This window comes from Ruegeria sp. HKCCD6426 (assembly GCF_057221115.1).
In genome coordinates this window covers 800,999-821,559 of the sequence record NZ_JBWVBF010000002.1, presented here as the reverse complement: position 1 = coordinate 821,559, position 20,561 = coordinate 800,999, and the positions used below count along the sequence as shown (strand labels likewise).

At 55.3% G+C, this 20,561-nt stretch carries 17 protein-coding genes; 8 read left to right on the top strand and 9 right to left on the bottom strand.

Going from position 1 to position 20,561, the window contains the following annotated elements; all coding sequences use genetic code 11:
• Positions 1 to 14 precede the first annotated feature (14 nt).
• From AC2TDA_RS08635 to AC2TDA_RS08610, 6 genes are all read left to right on the top strand, one after another.
• Entirely contained in the window at positions 15 to 956 is a 942-nt protein-coding gene (locus AC2TDA_RS08635) for an NAD-dependent epimerase/dehydratase family protein (RefSeq protein ID WP_480877289.1), read from the top strand.
• Positions 957 to 984: 28 nt separating this feature from the next.
• A complete protein-coding gene (locus AC2TDA_RS08630; RefSeq protein ID WP_480845433.1) occupies positions 985 to 1,920 on the top strand; it encodes a glycosyltransferase family 2 protein in 936 nt (311 codons plus the stop codon).
• Position 1,921: 1 nt separating this feature from the next.
• Positions 1,922 to 2,896 (top strand): lysylphosphatidylglycerol synthase transmembrane domain-containing protein, encoded by a 975-nt coding sequence (locus tag AC2TDA_RS08625; protein ID WP_480877292.1) that lies wholly within the window; start codon positions 1,922 to 1,924, stop codon positions 2,894 to 2,896.
• On the top strand, positions 2,889 to 4,328 hold the full coding sequence (locus AC2TDA_RS08620) for a protoporphyrinogen/coproporphyrinogen oxidase (RefSeq protein ID WP_480877295.1): 1,440 nt from the start codon (positions 2,889 to 2,891) through the stop codon (positions 4,326 to 4,328). The genes AC2TDA_RS08625 and AC2TDA_RS08620 overlap by 8 nt, the downstream gene beginning before the upstream one ends.
• Before the next feature lie 4 nt (positions 4,329 to 4,332).
• Positions 4,333 to 5,091, top strand: coding sequence for a polysaccharide deacetylase family protein (locus tag AC2TDA_RS08615; protein WP_480877298.1), 759 nt, complete (start codon positions 4,333 to 4,335; stop codon positions 5,089 to 5,091).
• Positions 5,092 to 5,254: 163 nt separating this feature from the next.
• Positions 5,255 to 6,781, top strand: coding sequence for a polysaccharide pyruvyl transferase family protein (locus AC2TDA_RS08610; protein WP_480877301.1), 1,527 nt, complete (start codon positions 5,255 to 5,257; stop codon positions 6,779 to 6,781).
• A gap of 81 nt (positions 6,782 to 6,862) precedes the next feature.
• Here the strand turns inward: AC2TDA_RS08610 and AC2TDA_RS08605 are convergent, their stop codons facing one another.
• From AC2TDA_RS08605 to AC2TDA_RS08595, 3 genes are all read right to left on the bottom strand, one after another.
• A complete protein-coding gene (locus AC2TDA_RS08605; protein WP_480877304.1) occupies positions 6,863 to 8,371 on the bottom strand; it encodes a PepSY-associated TM helix domain-containing protein in 1,509 nt (502 codons plus the stop codon).
• A gap of 127 nt (positions 8,372 to 8,498) precedes the next feature.
• A complete protein-coding gene (locus tag AC2TDA_RS08600) occupies positions 8,499 to 9,980 on the bottom strand; it encodes an oligosaccharide flippase family protein (RefSeq protein WP_480877307.1) in 1,482 nt (493 codons plus the stop codon).
• Entirely contained in the window at positions 9,970 to 11,460 is a 1,491-nt protein-coding gene (locus tag AC2TDA_RS08595) for a glycosyltransferase family 39 protein (RefSeq protein ID WP_480877310.1), read from the bottom strand. Before AC2TDA_RS08595 ends, AC2TDA_RS08600 begins: the two co-directional genes overlap by 11 nt.
• A gap of 193 nt (positions 11,461 to 11,653) precedes the next feature.
• Between AC2TDA_RS08595 and AC2TDA_RS08590 the strand changes: the two genes are divergently transcribed.
• Positions 11,654 to 13,072, top strand: a complete 1,419-nt coding sequence (locus tag AC2TDA_RS08590; protein WP_480877312.1) for a hypothetical protein — start codon at positions 11,654 to 11,656, stop codon at positions 13,070 to 13,072.
• Between the two features lie 5 nt (positions 13,073 to 13,077).
• On the opposite strand, the gene AC2TDA_RS08585 is transcribed toward AC2TDA_RS08590, so the two are convergent.
• Positions 13,078 to 14,934 carry a DUF6798 domain-containing protein gene (locus tag AC2TDA_RS08585; RefSeq protein ID WP_480877314.1) on the bottom strand — a complete coding sequence of 619 codons (1,857 nt, stop codon included), beginning with the start codon at positions 14,932 to 14,934 and terminating at the stop codon, positions 13,078 to 13,080.
• Between the two features lie 229 nt (positions 14,935 to 15,163).
• Between AC2TDA_RS08585 and AC2TDA_RS08580 the strand changes: the two genes are divergently transcribed.
• A complete protein-coding gene (locus AC2TDA_RS08580; RefSeq protein ID WP_480877317.1) occupies positions 15,164 to 16,114 on the top strand; it encodes a glycosyltransferase family 2 protein in 951 nt (316 codons plus the stop codon).
• 4 nt (positions 16,115 to 16,118) lie between these two features.
• Here the strand turns inward: AC2TDA_RS08580 and AC2TDA_RS08575 are convergent, their stop codons facing one another.
• Genes AC2TDA_RS08575 through rfbF form a run of 5 tightly spaced genes read right to left on the bottom strand, consistent with a single transcriptional unit; the run spans position 16,119 to position 20,539 of the window.
• On the bottom strand, positions 16,119 to 16,511 hold the full coding sequence (locus tag AC2TDA_RS08575; protein WP_480877320.1) for a GtrA family protein: 393 nt from the start codon (positions 16,509 to 16,511) through the stop codon (positions 16,119 to 16,121).
• Positions 16,511 to 17,434: an NAD-dependent epimerase/dehydratase family protein gene (locus tag AC2TDA_RS08570; protein ID WP_480877322.1), complete on the bottom strand. Its 924-nt coding sequence runs from the start codon at positions 17,432 to 17,434 to the stop codon at positions 16,511 to 16,513. The genes AC2TDA_RS08575 and AC2TDA_RS08570 overlap by 1 nt, the downstream gene beginning before the upstream one ends.
• Positions 17,431 to 18,672 carry a methyltransferase domain-containing protein gene (locus AC2TDA_RS08565; RefSeq protein WP_480877325.1) on the bottom strand — a complete coding sequence of 414 codons (1,242 nt, stop codon included), beginning with the start codon at positions 18,670 to 18,672 and terminating at the stop codon, positions 17,431 to 17,433. Before AC2TDA_RS08565 ends, AC2TDA_RS08570 begins: the two co-directional genes overlap by 4 nt.
• Positions 18,672 to 19,763 carry a CDP-glucose 4,6-dehydratase gene (rfbG, locus tag AC2TDA_RS08560; protein WP_480877328.1) on the bottom strand — a complete coding sequence of 364 codons (1,092 nt, stop codon included), beginning with the start codon at positions 19,761 to 19,763 and terminating at the stop codon, positions 18,672 to 18,674. Before rfbG ends, AC2TDA_RS08565 begins: the two co-directional genes overlap by 1 nt.
• Positions 19,763 to 20,539: a glucose-1-phosphate cytidylyltransferase gene (rfbF, locus tag AC2TDA_RS08555; protein ID WP_480845415.1), complete on the bottom strand. Its 777-nt coding sequence runs from the start codon at positions 20,537 to 20,539 to the stop codon at positions 19,763 to 19,765. Before rfbF ends, rfbG begins: the two co-directional genes overlap by 1 nt.
• Positions 20,540 to 20,561: the final 22 nt, after the last annotated feature.

Below are 20,561 nucleotides of genomic sequence, written 5' to 3'. Positions count from 1 at the left end.
GACGGAGGTCCGCAATGGCGCGGTTTCTGATCACCGGTGGCGCCGGGTTCATCGGCATGCATCTGACGCGCGCTCTTTTGGAACAAGGGCACGAGTTGCATATCCTTGACAACCTATCGACCGGACGAAGGGCAAACCTGGCGCCTGGCGTGCAGTTTCACGAGAGCGACATCAATTGCCCCGAACTTTTGCGGCAACTTATGCGCAAAATGGATGGAGTGTTTCATCTTGCGGCCGTTTCTTCGGTTCAGGCTTATGTCAGCAACTGGATCGAATCTGCACAAGTCAATTTGGGCGGCACGCTGGCCGTTTTTGCTGCCGCTGCCCAAGAAAATGTACCGGTTGTCTATGCCAGTTCCGCTGCCATCTATGGCGCGGCCAAAGACCTGCCGATCAATGAGGCTACCCAACCCCGGCCAATCTCGGGATATGGGGCCGACAAGCTGTCAGGTGAATACCACGCGCGCGCCATGGCAGAGGCCATTGACCTCAGATCCGTTGGGCTGCGGTTTTTCAATGTTTATGGACCCGGTCAGTCTCGTGCCTCGGCTTATACAGGTGTGATCACCGTCTTTTTGGACCGCTGGCTGCGCGGTGACAGCGTAGTGATTTTCGGCGACGGCACTCAGACACGGGATTTTGTGTATGTCGAGGATGTGGTGCGCGCCTTGATGCTGGCCATGAAACGCGCGCAGGCCGGAACATGCGACGTTTTCAACATCTGTTCGGGCAGCGCTGTTTCAGTGAATGATCTGGCCGATAGCATTGGCCGCATCACCGGGACCCCTCTGTCCTACGAATACGCCCCAATCCGCCCTGGCGAAATCCATTCGTCATGTGGCTGCCCCCGAAAAGCCGAGCGTGAAATGAATTTTCGCGCGGAAACGAAATTTGAAACAGGCCTTGCCCAGTTGATCGACTGGTTCAGGCTTCAGGATCGCGCAGTTGCCGAATGAATTAGCAAGGCAGGAGCTGAAACAAGAAATGACCAAGAGTGTTGTACAAAACGACAACAAAGATGCATCGAAGGCTGCCAGCCGATCCAAAGCTGAGCGGGCCAAGGCACCTCAGTCCTTAAGCGTCGTTATCCCTGCCTATAACGAAGAAAAGGCCGTTCGCGCGACGGTGGACGATGTTCGCAATCATCTGGACCCGCTCGACATTGATTATGAAATCATCGTTGTGGATGACGGATCAGAGGACAATACCCGCGCCGAGGCCGAGGCAACAGGCGTGATTGTCGAATGCAATCAGGTCAATTCCGGGTATGGAGCCTCCCTGAAACGAGGCGTTCGCAAGGCACAATACGAATACGTAGCGATTCTGGATGCCGACGGAACCTACCCCGCGCGCTACCTTCCGGAAATGCTGGAGTTGTGTCGCGACCAGGACATGGTAGTGGGCGACCGGGGCGCGGCAATGAAGAACGTGCCTCTGTTGCGCAGGCCGGCGAAAAAGTTTCTGTTTGCATTCGCGTCGTTTTTGGCGGAGCGCAAGATCAATGACCTGAATTCGGGATTGCGGGTATTTCGACGCTCGGAACTGGTCCCGTTCCTGCCGTTGCTACCGCAGAATTTCTCGTTCACGACCACGATCACGCTGTGCATGACATCGAACGGCAAGCGAATGATTTACACGCCCATCGAGTATGGAAAACGGGTGGGGAAATCAAAGATCCGGCCGATCGACTTCATCAATTTCATTATCCTGATCCTGCGCATCTCGACGCTGTTCAACCCGCTGCGTGTGTTTATCCCATTGGGATTGGCCTTAATGGCGCTGGGTCTCGTTAAACTGATCTATGACATCTATATCGGAAACCTGTCGGAAACTGCAGTGTTTGCATTTCTGGCAGCGATCATGGTCTGGTCGCTAGGATTGATCGCCGATATGATTTCGAGACTGCACCTGAGGCCCTGAGATGGTGCAGGACCATCATAACCCGCGCATAAGCCGCAAATGGATGATCCGGGCTGCGGGATCAGCCCTGTTGTTGATCATTCTGTTTTGGCTACTGCCTTGGGATGCAGTCATAGCTGGGTTCAAATCCACACCTCCGACAGTCTTTGCTTCGGTCTTCGTGGCATTCTTGCTGGCCCATCTAGGCGCTGCGCTGAAATGGCGTCTGCTTTTGGGGCGGGACATGCCAGCAGGCGCTGCAATTCGTGCTCATTTTGCCGGGCTTGCAGCCAATTTGTGCTTACCGGGCGCAATCGGAGGAGACGCCGTGCGCGCAGGCCTCGCCCAAGCAACTTTGAAAGATGGACCCCGAGTGGTTGCAGTCGCGCTCGTGGATCGCGTGATCGACATGCTGGCGCTTTTGACCTTGTCGGCTATCGGGATCATTCTGGCCCGTGGCGCAGGTACGAATTTTGCGATCATCCTGCAAACACTGGCGTTTCTGGTGATAGCCGTCGCCGGTTTTTTGGCCTTACCCAGGCTTTTGCCCATCCTTTGGAACGCGATCCCGGCACTTCCAGGGCGCGGATTTGCCGAGAGGCTGGGCAACAGTTTCCGACTGTTGGCTGGACGCCCCACCCTGTTGGCCAGCGTCTTCCTGGCGTCATGCGCAGTGCAGTTGGTTCTGGTTTCAATCGCCTGGTGGCTAGCCGTTGCTGCAGGCGCCGGGGTGGCATTTGGCCCATGGTTATTCGCCTGGCCACTGGCAAAGCTCGTAGCGGTTCTTCCGGTATCCCTGAACGGTCTTGGTTTGCGCGAAGCAACATTGGCAAGCTTCCTGCTTCCTTTCGGGGCAAACGCCGCTGCAGTCGTTGCGGCGGGTCTCATGTGGCAAGCGGTTTTGTTTACAGCCGGCGCGTGTGGCGCATTGGTTTTGGCAATGACGGGGAAGGGTCTGTCCTTCAACGGAAAAAAGGATGTGGTGAGTGGTGAGTAACAAGACCAAAAACAAGACGGCATACACAATTCTGGGCGGTGGGCCGGCTGGCATCATGACCGCGCATCTGCTGGCGCGCGACACGGATGCGGATGTTTCGTTGATTGATCGCGCGCCGCGGCTTGGCGGTAATGCGGGGTCATTTCAGGTCGAAGGCATCACGACTGATTTTGGTTCGCACCGGTTTCACCCGGCAGCCGATCCCGAGATTTTGGCCGAGGTCAAAGGGTTGCTCGGGGACGAGCTGCTACTCAGGCCGCGCCATGGGCGTATCCGACTGGGCGGACGATGGATTCATTTCCCGCTGAAGCTTGGCAACGCCCTGATATCGTTGCCCGTGCCTTTCGCGGCATCTCTTATTCGGGACATGATCACCGGCCCGCTTCGCCCCGCTCACAATGGAACGGCAACGTTTTCCAGCGTTCTTCTTAAGGGGCTGGGCCCGACCATTTCGAAGAATTTCTACTTTCCATATGTACGCAAACTATGGGGACTTGACCCGGATCATCTGGCGGTCACTTTGGCAGAGCGCCGAGTGTCCGGATCGTCTGTGACAAAAATCCTGATGAAGATGGCGCGCATGCTGCCGGGGCTGCGCAGTGAAACTACGGGGCGGTTTTATTATCCCCTCAAAGGTTTCGGTCAGATTTGCAGCTCGATGGAGGACAGCGCGCGCCAGCACGGAGCCAATATCCGGTTAGAAAACAGCATCGAACGGATCGAGCGCAACGGAATGAACGTCACGGCCGTGATCACCAAAGATAAGGACGGTGCCGAAACACGCCACGAAAGTGACCAGATCCTGTCGACCATCCCTCTGACGGCGCTTCTGGGCGCCATGGATCCGCCGCCGCCGCCCGAGGTAATCGAGGCTGCAAAGGCCGTTCGGTATCGCGGCATGATCCTGATCTACATGGTTCTGGAGACCGGCCAGTTCACGGAATACGACGCACATTATTTCCCAGAACTGTCCATCCCGATCAGCCGCATGTCGGAAACCAAGAACTACAACAATGTCACAACACCCGAGGGTCGGACCGTGCTTTGCGCAGAACTTCCCTGCGATCCAGGCGAAGAGTGGTGGGACATGTCCGATGACGATCTGGGCAAAGCTTTTTGTACCTGGTTGGAACACGTCGATTTGCCCGTGAAAATTCCGGTCAGATCGGTCGTGACCCGCCGTTTGTCCCACGCCTATCCCGTCTATGACATCGATTACTCGGACCGATTTGAGGCTGTCGACAACTGGCTGGAATCGCTGGATGGCCTGGTCAATTACGGGCGTCAGGGGCTATTTGCGCATGACAATACTCACCATGCTTTCGCAATGTCATTCGGGGTTGCCGATTGCCTGTCTTCCACAGGTGATTTCGACCGCGAAAAGTGGACGCAATACCGCGAAAAGTTCTCTCACCACGTTGTAGAGGATTAGGCATGTGACCGGGCCCGTTGTTGATATCCTCATGTATCACTCGATTTCCGACGCTGGTGGACCAACGTCGATCGCGCCCGACATTTTTGCGGCGCAAATGAAGATATTGGCAGCTTCAGACGTGGCTCTGATTACCTTGGACGACTTGGCGAGCAGGAAAGACCTGCCCGCGCGATCCTGCATCGTTACATTTGATGACGGGTTCATGGATTTCGCCAGAACAGCCTGGCCAATCATGGCGCCGCTCGGCATCCCGGCCATGGTCTATTTGCCTTCGGGCTGTATGGGCAGCATTGAAAACTGGCGCGGCGCGAACACCCCCGCTCGCCAGTTGATGAGCTGGGATGTGGTTCGAAACCTTGCTGCAGAAGGCGTTCAGTTTGGTAGCCATACGGTAACTCACCCTGACCTTGTGGTGATGGACGACGCTGTACTGACATCGGAACTGACGCGGTCACGAGAGGCCATCGAGCAGGAAACCGGACAATCCGTTCGACACTTTGCTCCGCCTTACGGCCGCTCCAGCCGTCGGGTCCGCGCGATAATCGCCCGCCATTATTCAACTTCGGTCGAAACAAAGTTGGAGCAGGCAAACGTGGATAGCGACCTGTACAGTCTGCCCCGACTGGAGATGTACTATTACCGCAACCCTGAGCGTCTGCGAACACATCTTAAGGGAAAAGGACGCCCCTATCTGAATTTGCGCCGGGGCTTGCGCGCCGCCCGGGATCTCAGCTCCAAACCGTGGGAGCGATCCCAATGAAACGCTCACTGACCTTGGCCCTAAATGTCCATCCGGAACGCGACCGATGCTGGGTTTTGAAGCAGTGGCAAGTGCAGTCGCTGCATTGGCCGACCATCACATTTGAAACCCTTCCCGGAAGGATTAATTCGGGTGATGGGGCGCGGCATCAAAAGGAGGGCGCATGGCGGATATCATCCTGACGCCCGAGCAGATGCGCGGTGTGCATGCGTATTTAGGTGGCGATACGACGCCGCTGGATAGCTTGTTACGCAATCCCAAAGCTGGTCAGGTCGTAAAATTACCGGTCACGCCAGAAACTGTTTTCAATCTTGAAGGCATTTGGCAGCTTCTTGCGGAAAAAGGGTTGAAACCTGAACTGCTGCCCTCTGAGGGCCTGGACGCGCGCGAAGCGGAATTCGTCAATGAGTTCCGCCAATCATTTCTGAATTCCACGCCACGTGTCGAAAATAAACCATCTTCAGCACTACAAGATGGCTTATCCCTGTTGCGACATGGAACGATGGCTTTCTTCGGGTTCGGACCGGGGCCAACACTTGATATCGGGCCACTGCCTTCCGTCGTCCTTATCGGCGCCTGTGGCGGAGAACATGCTGGTGACGCGGCCACTTTGGGCGGCATACTCTTGGGTCTCAACCAAGATTTCGGCACAACGCGCGCCACAATACTGAGCACCCGACCGAAACACACCAAACGCATGGCTGACAGTCTTGAAACTCCGGTTGAAGTGACCGTCGCTCCTTACGGACATCGGGAAATTCGGGACGAAATCTCTCGCACCGACGGGTTGGTTTTGGCTGGGGGGCAATTAAAAGACGTGCCCCGAACGCTGGCGATGCATCTCAAGGCGGCACGCTTGGCAACTGTTCAGGGAAAGCCATTCATAGGTCGCGACGTAGATGTTGGATCATACAAGCGCAGGCTTTCACGTTGGATGGCACGTCAGATCGCGTTACACGCTTCTGTTTTCTCGGTGCGCACAAACCAATCGGCAAAGGCGCCGGTGCTTAGTGGCATTAACGTGAGCATCAGAGACGAATCTGCCTTCGAATATCTCGGTAGCCGGCCAGCGGAACTCGGCAAACTAGCAGCATCCGAGCAGCAGTTTGTTGACCGAATGTTGGCCGGTACCGAAGGGCGACATCTGGTTGGCATAAACATTCACCCCGTTCGACAACAATGGGCCGAGCTGGCGCAAGACGTTTTCCGGAAAACAGAAGATCGATTTATTGAAGAATGCAGCCAAGCGATGATCCGGCTGGCCCAGTCCAGTGCCCAACCCATCACGTTTGTCTTTTTCTCAGTGAACCTGGTTCCATCTGGAGCATCAGATCTGGAAGCCGCCTATCGGTTACATCGACACGTTGGCGCGGAAGCCGACCTGCGGGTTTTGGAAGCCCCTCTGAATGTAGACGGCATACTGTATTTGATGCGCCGCCTAAACGCGGTTGTCGCAATGCGCTTCCATGGATGCCTTATGGGGTTGTCGCAGAAAATCCCAACGTTTGGGATTGAATTCTGTCCCGCACAAAATGGAAAATTGGAGCAGTTGTTTGCTAGCCTGGACCAAGGCGCGCGCGTACTCAGTATGGATGAGGTGCAGGCGGAATGGCTTGTAGACAATCTCAACTACGTTCTTTTACCCGAACAACAAAGCGCAGCATGGAAAGACATAAACCGAAGCGCTTGAGATTTACCCCGCACTCAAATCACATGTGAAATCAAATAGTCTCCCGGTCATCAATTGGGGCCAGTGTTGCCCCTCATTTCATCAAAAGACGGGGCGGCCCAGATACCAGGTCAAAACCGTTCCGTCCGGCAATGTGATTGTCACAGGATTGTCGCTGTCACTGGCCGCCATTTCAAAATGGGCCTCTTGCCATTCCGAGTTTGACTCCAGCCGCAATGGCGTCGGACTTTGCCCCGCAAGTGTCACGTCAACTTCGGCAACGTCGGCGGATTTGACACGCAGGCGAAGCGGAAGAATCTGGCCCGCCCGCAACTTCCCGCGCGCGAAAAGTCGAACAGTGCCGTCTGCCTGCAAAGCTTGTTCATACGCGGGGACACGTTTCCAGCGATCCGTTTTGGTAACGTACAGGTAAGTTCCAGCGCCTAGCCCCATGATCAAGCCCAATGGCAACAGCCATTTCAACGAAAACATCCCACGCCACACAACGCGCAACGCGCCAGGGTTTGTTTCATTGATCGCACCGGTCACGCGGCGGGCGTACACCATGACGCCAAAAAAGCACAAACCGGTCACCATGACGCCGAACAGGAACCACAGCACCCGGGTCAAAGTACCGCCCCAGGTCCCGTAATGCAGGGTGTCGGCCGCTTCGCGGATACGGGTCAATCCGCTTAAATCTTCCGCACGGTATGAACCGAGAATCGAAAAATCTGTGGGGTCAAGTGTCACTGTATCGACCTGGTCCACAAGCCAGGCACTGCCTTGCCCCCGAACGATCAGGCTTTGGTCGGGAAAGGCTGGCAGTTCGATGCCCTCAGGCACAAGCCCGGGGATTTCGCCCTTTGCGATCGTGACAGCTCTTTGCAAATCCGCGCCAGTGAAACCGTCCGGCAATGGCTGACTGCGGACCGCTGGCTCGGCGGGTTTGGGATAGGAGTAAGACGTCAATCCCAGCACGCCCAAGAAAAAATACAGGCCGGTTGCGGCCGTCAACACCAGAAATGGCAGCGACCAAAGCGCTACCAAACGGTGCATCCCGCCCCAAAATGCGCGCGCGTTGAGGTCGCGAGACGGAAGTCGGAGAAATCCGCGCCAGAACCGGCGGTAGCTGACCAGGCCTGTGATGATCAACACGATTAATATTGGCGCGCTTATGGTAACAAGCAGAGTTCCGATCCAATGCTGGGTCAGCAAGCTGTCGTGAAAAATCCGCAAGATTTCCTTGAAGCTAAGCGTGCCGGTCAGCCCCGTGATCGCTCCGGTTTGAGGGTCTGTCCAAACCTCGGCAAGCTCTCCCCACGGCGTCAGCAGAGTTGTGTAATCCGCCACAAAACCGGATTCTCCGCGCTCGATACGCACAAAGCGCGCTTCCGGCCATTCGGCTCGAATATTGTCGTAGATAGCTGCAACCGGAAGTGGGCCACGGGGGCCTTCTGCCTGACGATTGCCGTCAAATACGGCTTCAAGCTCCGGAGTTAATGTCAAAAGGGTGCCGGATAAGAACAGGAAGCCCAGATAGAGCGCTATGTTGAGCCCGCACCACGTGTGCAACCAGAACACAAAATTACGGATGGACTTTTTCGACTTCATCAAAATTCACGGCAACACAGCTTGGAGCGAAACCAAGTATAAGAAGATCCAAGCCGAAATCCATGCATACCAGCCACCTTGAATGCACAAAATCGCAATTCCTTGGTCTACGGGACTAGCGGATCTCTCAACTCGCGCGGCCGACCTGAGGTTTCGAATAAGCCAGCCGAATGATATCCGCGGCAAGGACTTTTCTTCGTGCAAGGGCCATCGCCAAAAAGAAAGACAGCCCTGCAAAACCGGCACTGGGTTCCATTCCGCTGATGATCCATAGTACGACAGCTACCAATGCTGCGGTAAGGGGCATCAGACATGGCAAAATAATGTAAAGCGGCCCAACGCGACGATTAATGGCAACTTGCGTCAGGCATGCACTGGTTAGATTGGCGGCGAAAAAACTCAGGGCCGCGCCTACAGCCCCCAAATGGGGGATGATCAGAATACCCGTAACAACCAGCGCCACTGCTCCGGACAATTCAGCGCGCAGTAGGTAGTTCTGCTCATTCTTTGCGATCAACGACCAACGGGCATGGCCACTCAGCAATCGCAACGGAAACACCCAAGCCAGACAGATCAGAGCAGGAGTCGCAGTTTCATATGCACCTCCGAATACCAAGACCATGATCTGGCGCCCGAACAGAGTCAGAACCAGTGCCACAAAAATTCCGCCCCAAGCGATGACATGCACAGACGCGCGCATCACCCGGTCCCACAAGGCCAAATCAGTGTGCAAGCTGCGTGTGATCGCAGGATAAAGGTTGAAGTGATAGATGAACCCTAGCGCAAGCAGTGAAATGACCAGTCGCTGGGCCGCTCCCAACCACGCGGACTGTGTCGGGTCGGCCAGAACCGCAAGCATCATCATCGGAGCATAAAGCATGAAAGCCCAGAGCATGTTTGAAAGCCCGACTGCTGCTCCTTCCCGCAGGAATCGCAGGGCATCGCGCATTGGCCATCCACCCCGAAAGGGCAACCGCAAATGATATTGCGCACCGACATAGTAGATCGACACCAGCAGTAGTGTGGCGCATTCTATCCACCCCACTGTCACCAGAGAACTGCCCGGTCGCACCAGTAGAATAACCCCTAAGGTAAATCCCAGCGAACGGATCGGGCGAGCCAGCGCCGCAAGAGTCATATGCTCGAGCCCTTGCAGCAGCCACTCCTGTTTCAGTGGAGCAAAAACCAGGCTGGCTATGTAGACCCACAAAAGGGCCTTTCCGGCAGGGGTCAAATTAGCAAATTGCGACAGCAGCATCGCGACCGGCAGGACGAAAAGCACCATGATGAAACGTGCGGCTGCCACCTGGCTGGCAATCTTCTGCGCATCGCCCGGACGCGTCGCCAACGCTTTGACACCAATTGTTCCCGCACCGCATTCAATGACGATCATCGCAAATGCTGCAACCGAAATGGCCAGTTCGATCATTCCGTAGGCTGCGGGCTCCATCTGCCGCGCCAGATAGGCAAAAGTGATGAACCCCAACAGCATGCTTAGGGCCTGGCCTCCGGCCAGAGAAAACAGATCGCGCAGGAACTTTGGGCCCGATTGCGAAAAGAAACGGGCGAGCCTGGCTTTGACCCGGTTTTCGCCAGCGTCAGAGGTCATTGGATCTTAAAACGACGATACCCCCGCCGGAAAGCGTGCCAGGGAAGAATGCAGCCTTGGTGAATCCATCCTGTATTCCATCCAGGATATCTGCATGGCGCCGTTTCGTAACAGCTGGAAAGGTATAGACAATCCAGGTTTCGCGGTCCGGGTTATACACCGACCGGAACTCGGTCAGATTGTCGGCCCCATCCCATTGTGGGGCATAGTAATCCCTATATGGCAAAACGGTTAAGCCAAGGGCGATCACGCTCGCATCCGCACTGCGGTTTTTTTCGACAAAATCTCTGGCGCCGGTGAAATCCTGTTTCGGGTAAATGTAGTTTTTGGGCAGAAGCACAAGGGTTGAAAGTATTCCCAGAATGGCCAAACCCTGCCCCAGTCGCAGGCCTTCAAGACCAAGACGTTTGCTGATCCAATCCCCTATTCCGGTCGCGCCATAGATCAGAAAAAGACAGATCAGTCCAAGATCACTCAGGAAATACCGCGGCCAGACCCGGAAGGACAGTGCGACCAACAGGGCGATGGTCAGCGCGACATGCAACAACAAAACCAACGGCAGAACTGGCGTAGAGCGGTACATTCGAAACATAGCCACGCCAATGACAAGCGCCGCTACCGGCATCACCGGACCAAGAATTGGGCCGAGGCCGCGTATGATTTCAGTCAGGGTCCATAGAGGGTTTTTCCACTGCGCTATGGATTGCTGGCGCACCACATCCTCGGGCCCGGACTGAACTGCCGAAAACGTCGTGATCATCGCCTCATACATCGGCAGATAGAGCAGCGCCGTGACTCCGATACCCAATGCGGCACCGGTCAGCGGCATTATGATCGAACCCTTGGGATTAATCTGGCCACGCATTCGGGACAAAACCAGACACAGAGCCCAAGACAGACCGATCGCCGCGTAGAAGAACGCAGCTGACAAATGCGTGTACATCGCGAAGGCGAACGTCAGACCAAAACCCAGCCAGACCCGCCATGTTGGTCTGCGCATGCCGTCTACGACCAGAACCAATGCGACAAGCCCTATAAACAACAATCCGGTATAGCCGCGTGCATTCTGGGAAAACCAGACATGGTGATAGGATACCGCCATAAGTGCTGCAGCCATTAGCGCTTCGTGTCTGGATGCCACACGGCGGCCCAGCAGCCAAAGGGCCCACAGGCTGGCAACTCCCAATAGTACAGCAGGAAGGCGCAAGGCCCAGGCGCTTTCACCAAAAAGGGAAACAGCACCCTTGCTCTGGAGACTGAAGAAAACATGATTGTTCAGGCTATCGTACGTCGTCAAAAGCTCGCCCAGCGGCAGCCTGACATAAGCCGTCAAAGTGTTGATCTCGTCGTACCACAGCGACTCGTTCAGGCTGACCACACGCAAGATCAGGCCGAGTAGCAAGATCACGCCAAGCGTCAGGAATTCCGCGCGCGTGACCGGGGGAACAGGTGGATGATCGAACGAGACTGATCTGCGCATATCACCGAATTATCTTAAACTATCCTGAACCGGACTAGCGGAAATCCAGTTGCAAGGCCAGAAAATCCAAATACCGCCGGGCACTTGCGATCAGTTTGTTGGAAGTCGTGGGATTGTTTCCAGCTACTCGAATTCCAAAGATCGGACTAATCTGAAGATGTATTGATAGATTCTGTTACCGAGAGAGTGGCTTATGTTCAAACTGTTCAAGTGCGTTTCTTTCTTGCTGGCTCTTGGTGGCATGGCCTCGGCTCAAAATGCGACAATCAAGATCCACAATGACGTGCGCTTTCAGACCATGAACGGTTGGGAGGTATTGGCGCGCGGCTGGGAATACGCAAAGAGCTTGGATCGTTTCGACGGCAGTTGGTACCAGGACACACAGCTTCATGACCGTATCTTGGACGCTTTGGTCGAGGACGCCGGAATTAACCGTGTGCGGATCGAAATCCGGTCCGGCATGGAAAATCCGATAGACTACTGGTCGCAGTTCGAGCGTGGAGAAATTGGATACCGCGCGATGAAAGCCCATTTCTATCATAAAATTAACGATAATTCAGACCCCTTCGTGGCCAGTCCCGAAGGGTTTCATTTCTCGTTTCTCGACTTTCAAATGCAAAACGTTGTCCTCCCTCTGCAAGAACGCCTGCGTGCTCGCGGCGAGGATCTTTATGTCAATCTGTGCGTCGTCGATTTCCGATCCGACAGCGAAAGTTTGAGTAATTTTAGCCTGGCGCATAACCCCGAGGAGTATGCCGAACTGGTCAGCCAGGCTGTGTTCCATCTACAGGACCGCTATGGAATGGTGCCGGACGCGCTTGAGGTCATTCTTGAACCGGAAAACACCAATGGCTGGCGCGGCAGGCAGATCGGGCGGGCCGGCGCAGCAGCAGCAGATCGTCTGCAACCTCACAGCATAGCTCCTGAACTGATATTGCCGTCTGTGGTGAACGCTTCAAATGCAGTTCGCTATTTCCAATCCGCCTTGAGTATTCCCCGCGTTGCGCCGCGCACCGCAGCGCTGTCCTATCATCGCTATGCGGGGCGGCGTCCTAAAATCTTGGGTGAAATCCGCAACACGGCCCTGGCTAACGGAGTTCGGGTCGAGATGCTGGAATATACAAACGGGCAAGTCGACGATCTGATACAGGACCTGACCGTCGCACAAGCCAGCGCCTGGCAGCTCTATTCGATCATTGCTCGGTATCCGCCGGATTCCCCTGACCCTGCCAACAGCGTTCTGTTGTACGGAACGCCTGAAGACGGTCAAGTGGGGCTATCCCATCAGGGGCGCGAATTGGCTCAGTATTTCCGGTATGTGCGACGCGGGGCGCAGCGGATCGGGGCAGTTACGGACAACGCGGACTATCTTGGTCTGGCATTCGAAAACCCCGAAGACGGGCTTTACCCGGGGACCGTTCTGGTCATTCGCACCAAACGCGCCGGACAGATTGAACTCTGGAATCTGCCTGCCGGACGCTACGGTGTCACCTACACGGACAAGAGCGTGATATCTGGCGATCTGCCTCCATTGACCATTGGAACGGATCCGGTGTCGTTGGACGCTCCGGGTCAGGCCGTTGTTTCGATCTTTCCACTTCCCTCAGAATAACGGGCTCAAGGGGCGTCCAGTGCCACGGCTTTATAGCTTTGGTTTTCGTACAGAACCGCCCTGTCCCAAGGCGTGTCTTTGTAAAGAACAGCATGGGTGGCCCCCATGCTTCGCGCGGCGGTTGTCCAGTCCGTGTTGGCCCTATGCGCTGCGCGCATTTCCCTGAGCGCACCAAACCCCTGCTTGCTGAATGGGCCATAAAGCGCCTCAATACGGCGGCGCCAGTCCGCGAGACCGGCGTCATTGAAGGGGATGGCCGTAAAAGTAACGATGACGCCACGATCCGACAGCAACCCAAATCTCTCGTGATCCGGTGGAACGGCCCAGATAGAGCCTTCGGCACTGACAACCCCCGCCTGACGGGCAATATCCGCTTCTGCGTCGGTGTGGTCGGACCAGGTGTAAATCGATCCCGCCAGAGGACCCAACGCCGGATGCCCGCGCGCCCAATAGGCCAGTACCGGCAGACCGACACCGACAATCACAGCCAGCGTCACGCCTATGCGACGTGAAGGTAGGAGGATAAGCGCAATGAGAACAAAAGCCACCGCGCCGCGCAGCGACTGCACAAGAATCCCGTAACGCCAGGCCAACGCCACGCTCAGGCCAATGCAAAAGCCTAGCCCCAGCCAGACGATGACCCCTGACCATTGGTCGGCAAACAGGTGACGCACGAGCTGCGTTGCAACTATGGCAACCATAACAACCACAATCGCGTAGGATTGTCCGTCGGCGCTGGCCAACAACAGCATTAAGGCGCACGCCAATGCCAGAACCCGATCCTTGCCGTAAAGGTCACCAACCAGCTTTCCGAACAACAAAAATCCAACCCATTTCACAACCATAAGCATACGAAACACCTGAGCGGTTGCCCAAATTCGGCTGTGTTGAACATCCGTAAACCACAGACTGGCTGCGCAGGCAGTCAGAACAATCACACAGATCAGCCCAAGCAACAGGGTGGAACTTTGCGGCAATGTCCCTTGTTTTGCGAACCAAAACAAAAACAGTCCCGTCGTCAGAACAAACAATCCGGCCTCGATCCACGAGCGGCGATAAAACTCAAATGCCAGGTAATGATGGGGCGCGCGAAAACCGATCAGAATGTCGAAAAACTCGGTATCGGAAAGAGGCGCGTCTGCGTGCCCGCCGGCAGGCCAGGCCCAGAACGCCCACATAAGGACACCAAATACCAGCCCGGCACCTACTATCGGAGTCAATGCCTGCAGCCGAGACCGATGCCCGGGGTATACAAGTTTGGTTCCAGCCACGGCAGCAAAAGCGATCGCGGCGATCTCGGTTCCGATCAATGGGTGCATCAAGGCAGCTGCCGCAAAAGCAACGACCGCCAACCACGGGCGTTCAAGGAGCATCAGGACCAGCCCGCCCAGCGCCAGGGCGATCGCCACATTGGCAGGTTGAAAACTGTCAAATCTCAGATAGCCGGCCAGCCCTAGGGAAAAACTGCCATTTGCAATGGCCAGCGCTGCCGCCAACAAGCTGCCCGTCACGCTTGCCTGAACGATAAGGCGCGCGCCCAGATAGGTCACGCCTCCCAGCAGGAACGCAAACAAACACATCACCGAATGGATGATAAACGGCATCGGCAGAAACGTGTGCAAGAAGGCCAAAGTGCGTGCGTAGTAAATGCGCGGGCCAAAACCGGCGGCATGATCGGTATAGAAATCGCCTGCCATGGAAGACGGGTCCAAAAGCCGCGCAACGATTGGCAATTGTTCGACCTGGTTGCCATGACCAAACAAGGCGCCGATCATGGGCAGTAGCGACATCAGTATCAGAATAAGCACGATCTGGGCAGGGCCTGGATCAGAATATGAATGTTTTTCGGTCATCGAACCCATTAATACACGTCCCTACAAATTGGATGCCGGGGGCAAATAACTCTTAGCCCAGCTTGCCGAACCGACCCAGAAGTCCTGAAATAATGCGAAAAATTTCAAGACAATCCAGGATTCTGCACGTTTTTGTTTCTCAAAATCCACTATTTGACCCTATTCTTGGTGCTAGGTGCCATTGTCGTCTATGTTGCCGGATAATTCAGCGAGCCAATCAACGAGCAAGCCAATTGATATGAAGACCATTTCACTGGTGTCTCCCGCCTACAATGAGGAAGACAATGTTCAGCGTTGCTATGAAGTGGTCCGCGAGCTGTTCGAAAACGAACTGCCCGGATACAAGCGCGAACACATCTTTGTCGACAACGCCTCGAACGATCGCACGGTCGAGATTTTACGCGAACTTGCGGACAAGGACTCTGCTGTCAAAGTCGTCGTCAACGCGCGCAACTTTGGCGTTTTCAGGTCCGTCTTCAACGGGTTGAAGTATACCACAGGCGATGCCGTTCTGGTCATGCTGCCGGTTGATCTTCAGGACCCGCCGGAATTGATACCTGAATTCGTCAATTTGTGGGAGCAAGGGTACGAGGTTGTGGCGGGCGCACGCACGGTGCGCGAAGAAAGCTTTACCATGCGGTCGCTACGCAAAGCCTTTTACTGGATCGTCAACAAGCTGTCGGATTTTGAGATCACTCAGAATGTAGGTGAATTTCAGCTACTTGATCGCAAGGTCATGGATGCGCTCATGGCGCATGAGGATCAGTATCCTTATATCCGCGGGATGATCGCGTCATTGGGGTTCAAGCGCATCATCGTTCCCTACGTGTGGAAGGAACGCAAACGCGGGCTGTCCAAACACAATTTTCCGATGCTGATTGATCAGGCCCTGAATGGGATTTTCTCGTTCACACGTGCGCCTATGCGTTTTTGCACGATTGTCGGTCTGTTCATTTCAGTTTTCTGTATCGGTTTTGCGTTGCTGAACGTTCTGTTGTTTTTGCTGAACCCGGAAATGGCACCGCGCGGTGTGACCACGATCATCACGGCCCTGTTCTTTTTGTCTGGCATTCAGATGTTCTTTATCGGCATGCTCGGCGAATACGTGACTTCAATCCATAACCAGGTTCGACGCGGTCCAATCGTTGTGGAGCGCGAGCGAATAAACATTGATGAAGAGCCCGGATAGCGCACTACGCTTTTGTAAACGGGAAGCGCCCTGTAAGCGCCTTGCCGATCAGCAGAAAGGAAAGAACCGCTGCGACCGGGGCCAGAATTGCCTGCGCAACGTAGGGTGACAGGTTGGCTTTCAACGCGAATTCAAGACAAAACGCATTGAATGCGTAGATCAACACATAACAAAATACGTACCCAGGCAAACGGCGCAGTCCGGTGTCTGAGTCAAAGAACACTAATCTGGCATGGGTAAAAAAATTCCAAAGCACTCCCAAGAAGAACGCTAGCGCCAGCGCTGGCTGGGGTGGAATTTTCAGATAAACAAGGGCAACATATATCAGGTAGCCAACAAGCGTGTTGAGCATTCCCACCAACACAAAGTCGACAAATCTCCGCCTGTCGGAGCGCATCAGCCCCCCCCTTCAAGGTTATCTGGGTCCTTGGCAAGCAGCTCTCGCTGTATGCAATCACGCAGGCCGTCCTCCAGCGAATATCGAGGCGTCCAGCCGATGCTGTTTAACCTTCTGGTATCCGCGCAAATAATTGGTGGGTCCGTGTCTGGACGTGATCGCGCGCCCAAATCGATCAGATCCGGCCGCCCCAATAGTTCGGCGGCGCCCATTATCAAATCACAGACAAGGGATGCGGATCCGCTGCCGATGTTCACTGGACCAATTAATTCGCTGGTCAATACCGCCGCCAGCGCATCCCCCAAGTCGGGCGTATAGAGGAAATCGCGCCGTTGCAGGCCATCTGTGCAAGCCACGCGCTCTCCGTTCAGGATACCCTGCGTGATATCGCTCAGAAGCCGACCCGGTGCTTCCCCGGGACCGTAGCAAAAGAAAATTCGGCCCCAGCATAAGGACAATCCAAGTTCAGCCTGCGCTTTGATCAAAAGCTCCCCTGTCATTGCCTTGGCCCGTCCATAAAGGCTGCTGGGGCCAATAGGGCTATATTCGCTGAGAACACCCATGGGGCTCAGGGCGTCTTGTGACCAACTGTATTCCGCGCAGCTGCCGGCACACAATGCGCGTTCTCCACCAGCGGACGAGAACTCACGCAAAAGGTTAATCGTAGCCGCTGCCCAATCCAGGTTTTCTGGCGCAAACCAACGATTGCGTGGGTCATCTAGCCAAGCCAGATGCAAAAGATGCGAGGCTTGCGCCGCTTGAATGGCGTCGCGCCGAGATTGGTCATCCAGCAGATCAGCAACGATATCACACTGCGCGCTTCGACCAACAGTGACGACTTCAAATCCCCTGACCTTTAGCGCACGACAGGCATGGGGCCCGATCAGGCCACCTGAACCAGTCACGAGAATCCGCAGGCTCATGGGGTGAAAATTTCCAGAGATGGAATGGGGACGACAAATTGTGTTCCCTTCCGCGCCAGTTCTATCAATTGCCCGGCGATTTCATCGCGAAGGTTCCATGGCAGGATCAATACGAAATCCGGTCGCTCCTGAAAAAGCCGTTCAACCGGGCTGACGGGGATATGCGACCCCGGAAGCAGCTTGTTTTGCTTGGCGGGATTGCGGTCCACGCAATAGGCAATGTCTTCAGCAGTGAGGCCGCAGTAATTCAACAGGGTGTTGCCTTTGGCTGCAGCGCCATAGGCAGCGACACTGCGATTACCCTCCTTGGCCGCGCGCAGAAAAGACAAAAGCCCCTGCCGAACGGATCGAACCTGAGCATCAAACCCTTCATATCCCCTGGCACTATTCAGGCCGACCTGATGTTCGCGCTTGCGCATATTCTCAACATTTTGCCGCTCCGGGCGGCTTGACTCGGTGCGGCAAACAAACAGCCGGAGAGAACCGCCGTGGGTCGGCATCGCCTCGACGTCGAACACCCGCAAGCCTGCAGACGCAAAGACCGTCTCCAGTGTGCCAAGCGACAGATAGGTATAGTGTTCGTGATAAATCGTATCGAACTGAACCTTTTCGATAAGATTCAGAAGGTGAGGAAATTCCACCGTCCAAACTGCGTCCCCGTCCAGCAGAGTTGCGATACCGGAGACGAAGTCGTTGATATCCGGCACATGTGCCAGCACATTTGCTGAAACGATCAGGGACGGCCTCAGACCCTCGGACAGCATTGAACGGGCCAGCGCGTTGTCGAAATAGGCAATGCGCGTTGGCACCCCTTTTTCGATAGCGGCATTGGCGACACCTGCCGCAGGTTCGACCCCAAGAACGGGAATGTCACGCTCGACAAAATACTGCAAAAGATACCCGTCATTCGATGCGATCTCGATTACCAGATCATCGTTGCCCAGCTTCAATCGAGCCGAGATCAAGTCGACATAGGCACGGCAATGTGCCAGCCAGCTTTCAGAGAAACTAGAGAAATACGCGTAGTCTGCGGAAAAAATCGTATCAGCAGGAACTGCATCTTCGACCTGCACCAGAAAGCATTTGTCACACACCCGCGCGTGCAGCTCATATTCCGGACAAGGAACGTCCGCGCAATCTAAGGGCACATAGGAATTGGCCAGCGGCGACATGCCCAAATCAACCAAGGTTCTGGTCAGAGGCGCAGCGCAGTGACGGCATGTCGGTGTGTCTTGCATTACGAATTCGAACCTTTGCTTTCATACTCAGCAATCTGAGCCAGACAAAGATCCCTTGCATCTTCGCCTCGTGCCCAGGCAGCATACCAGTTTGCAACCATCTCTATCGTATCATCGAAGCTCAGCTTGGGGGCCCACCCGATCTTACGGGCGCGATTACTGTTCAGCCTTAGCGTCGTCGCTTCGTGCGGTGCATCGTCCGGTGCATCGATCTCGATCCGCCCCTGTCCCAGTGCTCCGACAAGCGCTTGCGCAACTTCGATCACCGGGCGCTCATCCGCCATGTCCGGCCCGAAATTCCACCCGCTGTCGACCCCATCCGTTCCATTGCAAAGTTTCTGTGCCAGCATCAGGTATCCCCGCAAAGGCTCCAGCACGTGTTGCCAGGGTCTCAGGGCTTTCGGTGAGCGGATTTCGACGTGACCTTCGGCCCCGAGGCAACCGCGAATGATATCAGGTACAAGGCGATCATCCGACCAATCTCCCCCGCCGATCACATTGCCTGCGCGCGCTGAGGCAATACGGCAATGGTGGCCGCCTGGCGCATAAGGCGCAAAGAAACTGTGTCGCAACGCATTCGTGGCCAGCTCGGTGCACCCCTTGGACCCGGAATAGGGATCAAGCCCGCCCATGGGATCTGTTTCGGAAAAACTACGCCCGTCTTCCGCGTTTTCGTAACATTTGTCCGAGCTTACAACGACGCAGGCCTGCACCGATTGCGTCAACGCAATCGCCTCGAGCAGGTGCACGGTTCCCATAACATTTGTGGCGAACGTTCCCGCAGGGTCGTGATACGACCGACGCACCAGCGATTGCGCTGCCAGATGCAGGACGATTTCCGGCCTAGTGTCGCGCACCAGATCGATCAGAGCCTGCCGATCGCGAATATCCACATGATGATGGTCAACTTCTGTCTGCGTGCTCAGGTCCCACAGGTTCGGAGAACTGTCCGGTGCCAGACCAATACCCGTTACTTTCGCCCCCATCTGAGTGAGCCAAAGCGTAAGCCATGCACCTTTGAACCCGGTGTTCCCGGTAACAAGGACGCGCTGACCTTCCCAGAAGTTGTGGCTTACATCTTTTGGGCTCATCATTTGTCCCAGGTCTTCCAGGGTGCCCGACCGGAGGCCCAGAGCTCTTCAAGCTCTTCCCGTTCGCGGATCGTGTCCATCGGCTGCCAGAATCCGGGATGGGCGTAAGATCGTAGGTGATCGTCGGCTGCGAGGCGTTGCAAAGGCCCCTGCTCCCAAATTGTCTTATCATCCTCCAGATAGGCTTCGACTTCAGGAGACAGAACAAAAAAACCGCCATTGATCAGGCCACCATCTCCCAGAGGTTTTTCCGAGAAATCCACTACCCTGTCCTGTTGCGTGACCAATTGGCCGAAACGACGCGGCGGCGGTACAGCCGTCACGGTGGCGCGACGGCCATGGGATTTGTGGTACTCAACCAACGAGGTGACATCGACATCACCGACCCCGTCTCCATAGGTCAGACAAAATGCTTCTTCGTTTCTCAGATGCGGCATGACTCGACGCAGGCGTCCCCCGGTCATGCTGTTCGCACCGGTATCAATCATCGTCACGCGCCAGGGTTCGGACGCACAATGGCTCAGCTCAACTTCACCTGTTGCCAGGTCAACAGATACGTCGGACATGTGCAACACGTAATTCGCGAAATATTCTTTGATTACATAGCCTTTGTAACCCAGGCAGACAATGAAATCGGTGATGCCATGCGCGGCGTAAATCTTCATGATATGCCATAAGATCGGCCGCCCGCCGATCTCGACCATAGGCTTGGGAATGCGCACGGTTTCTTCGGCAAGGCGCGTGCCAAGACCACCGGCAAGAATGACGCATTTCATGAATAACCTTCCTCAATCTCTA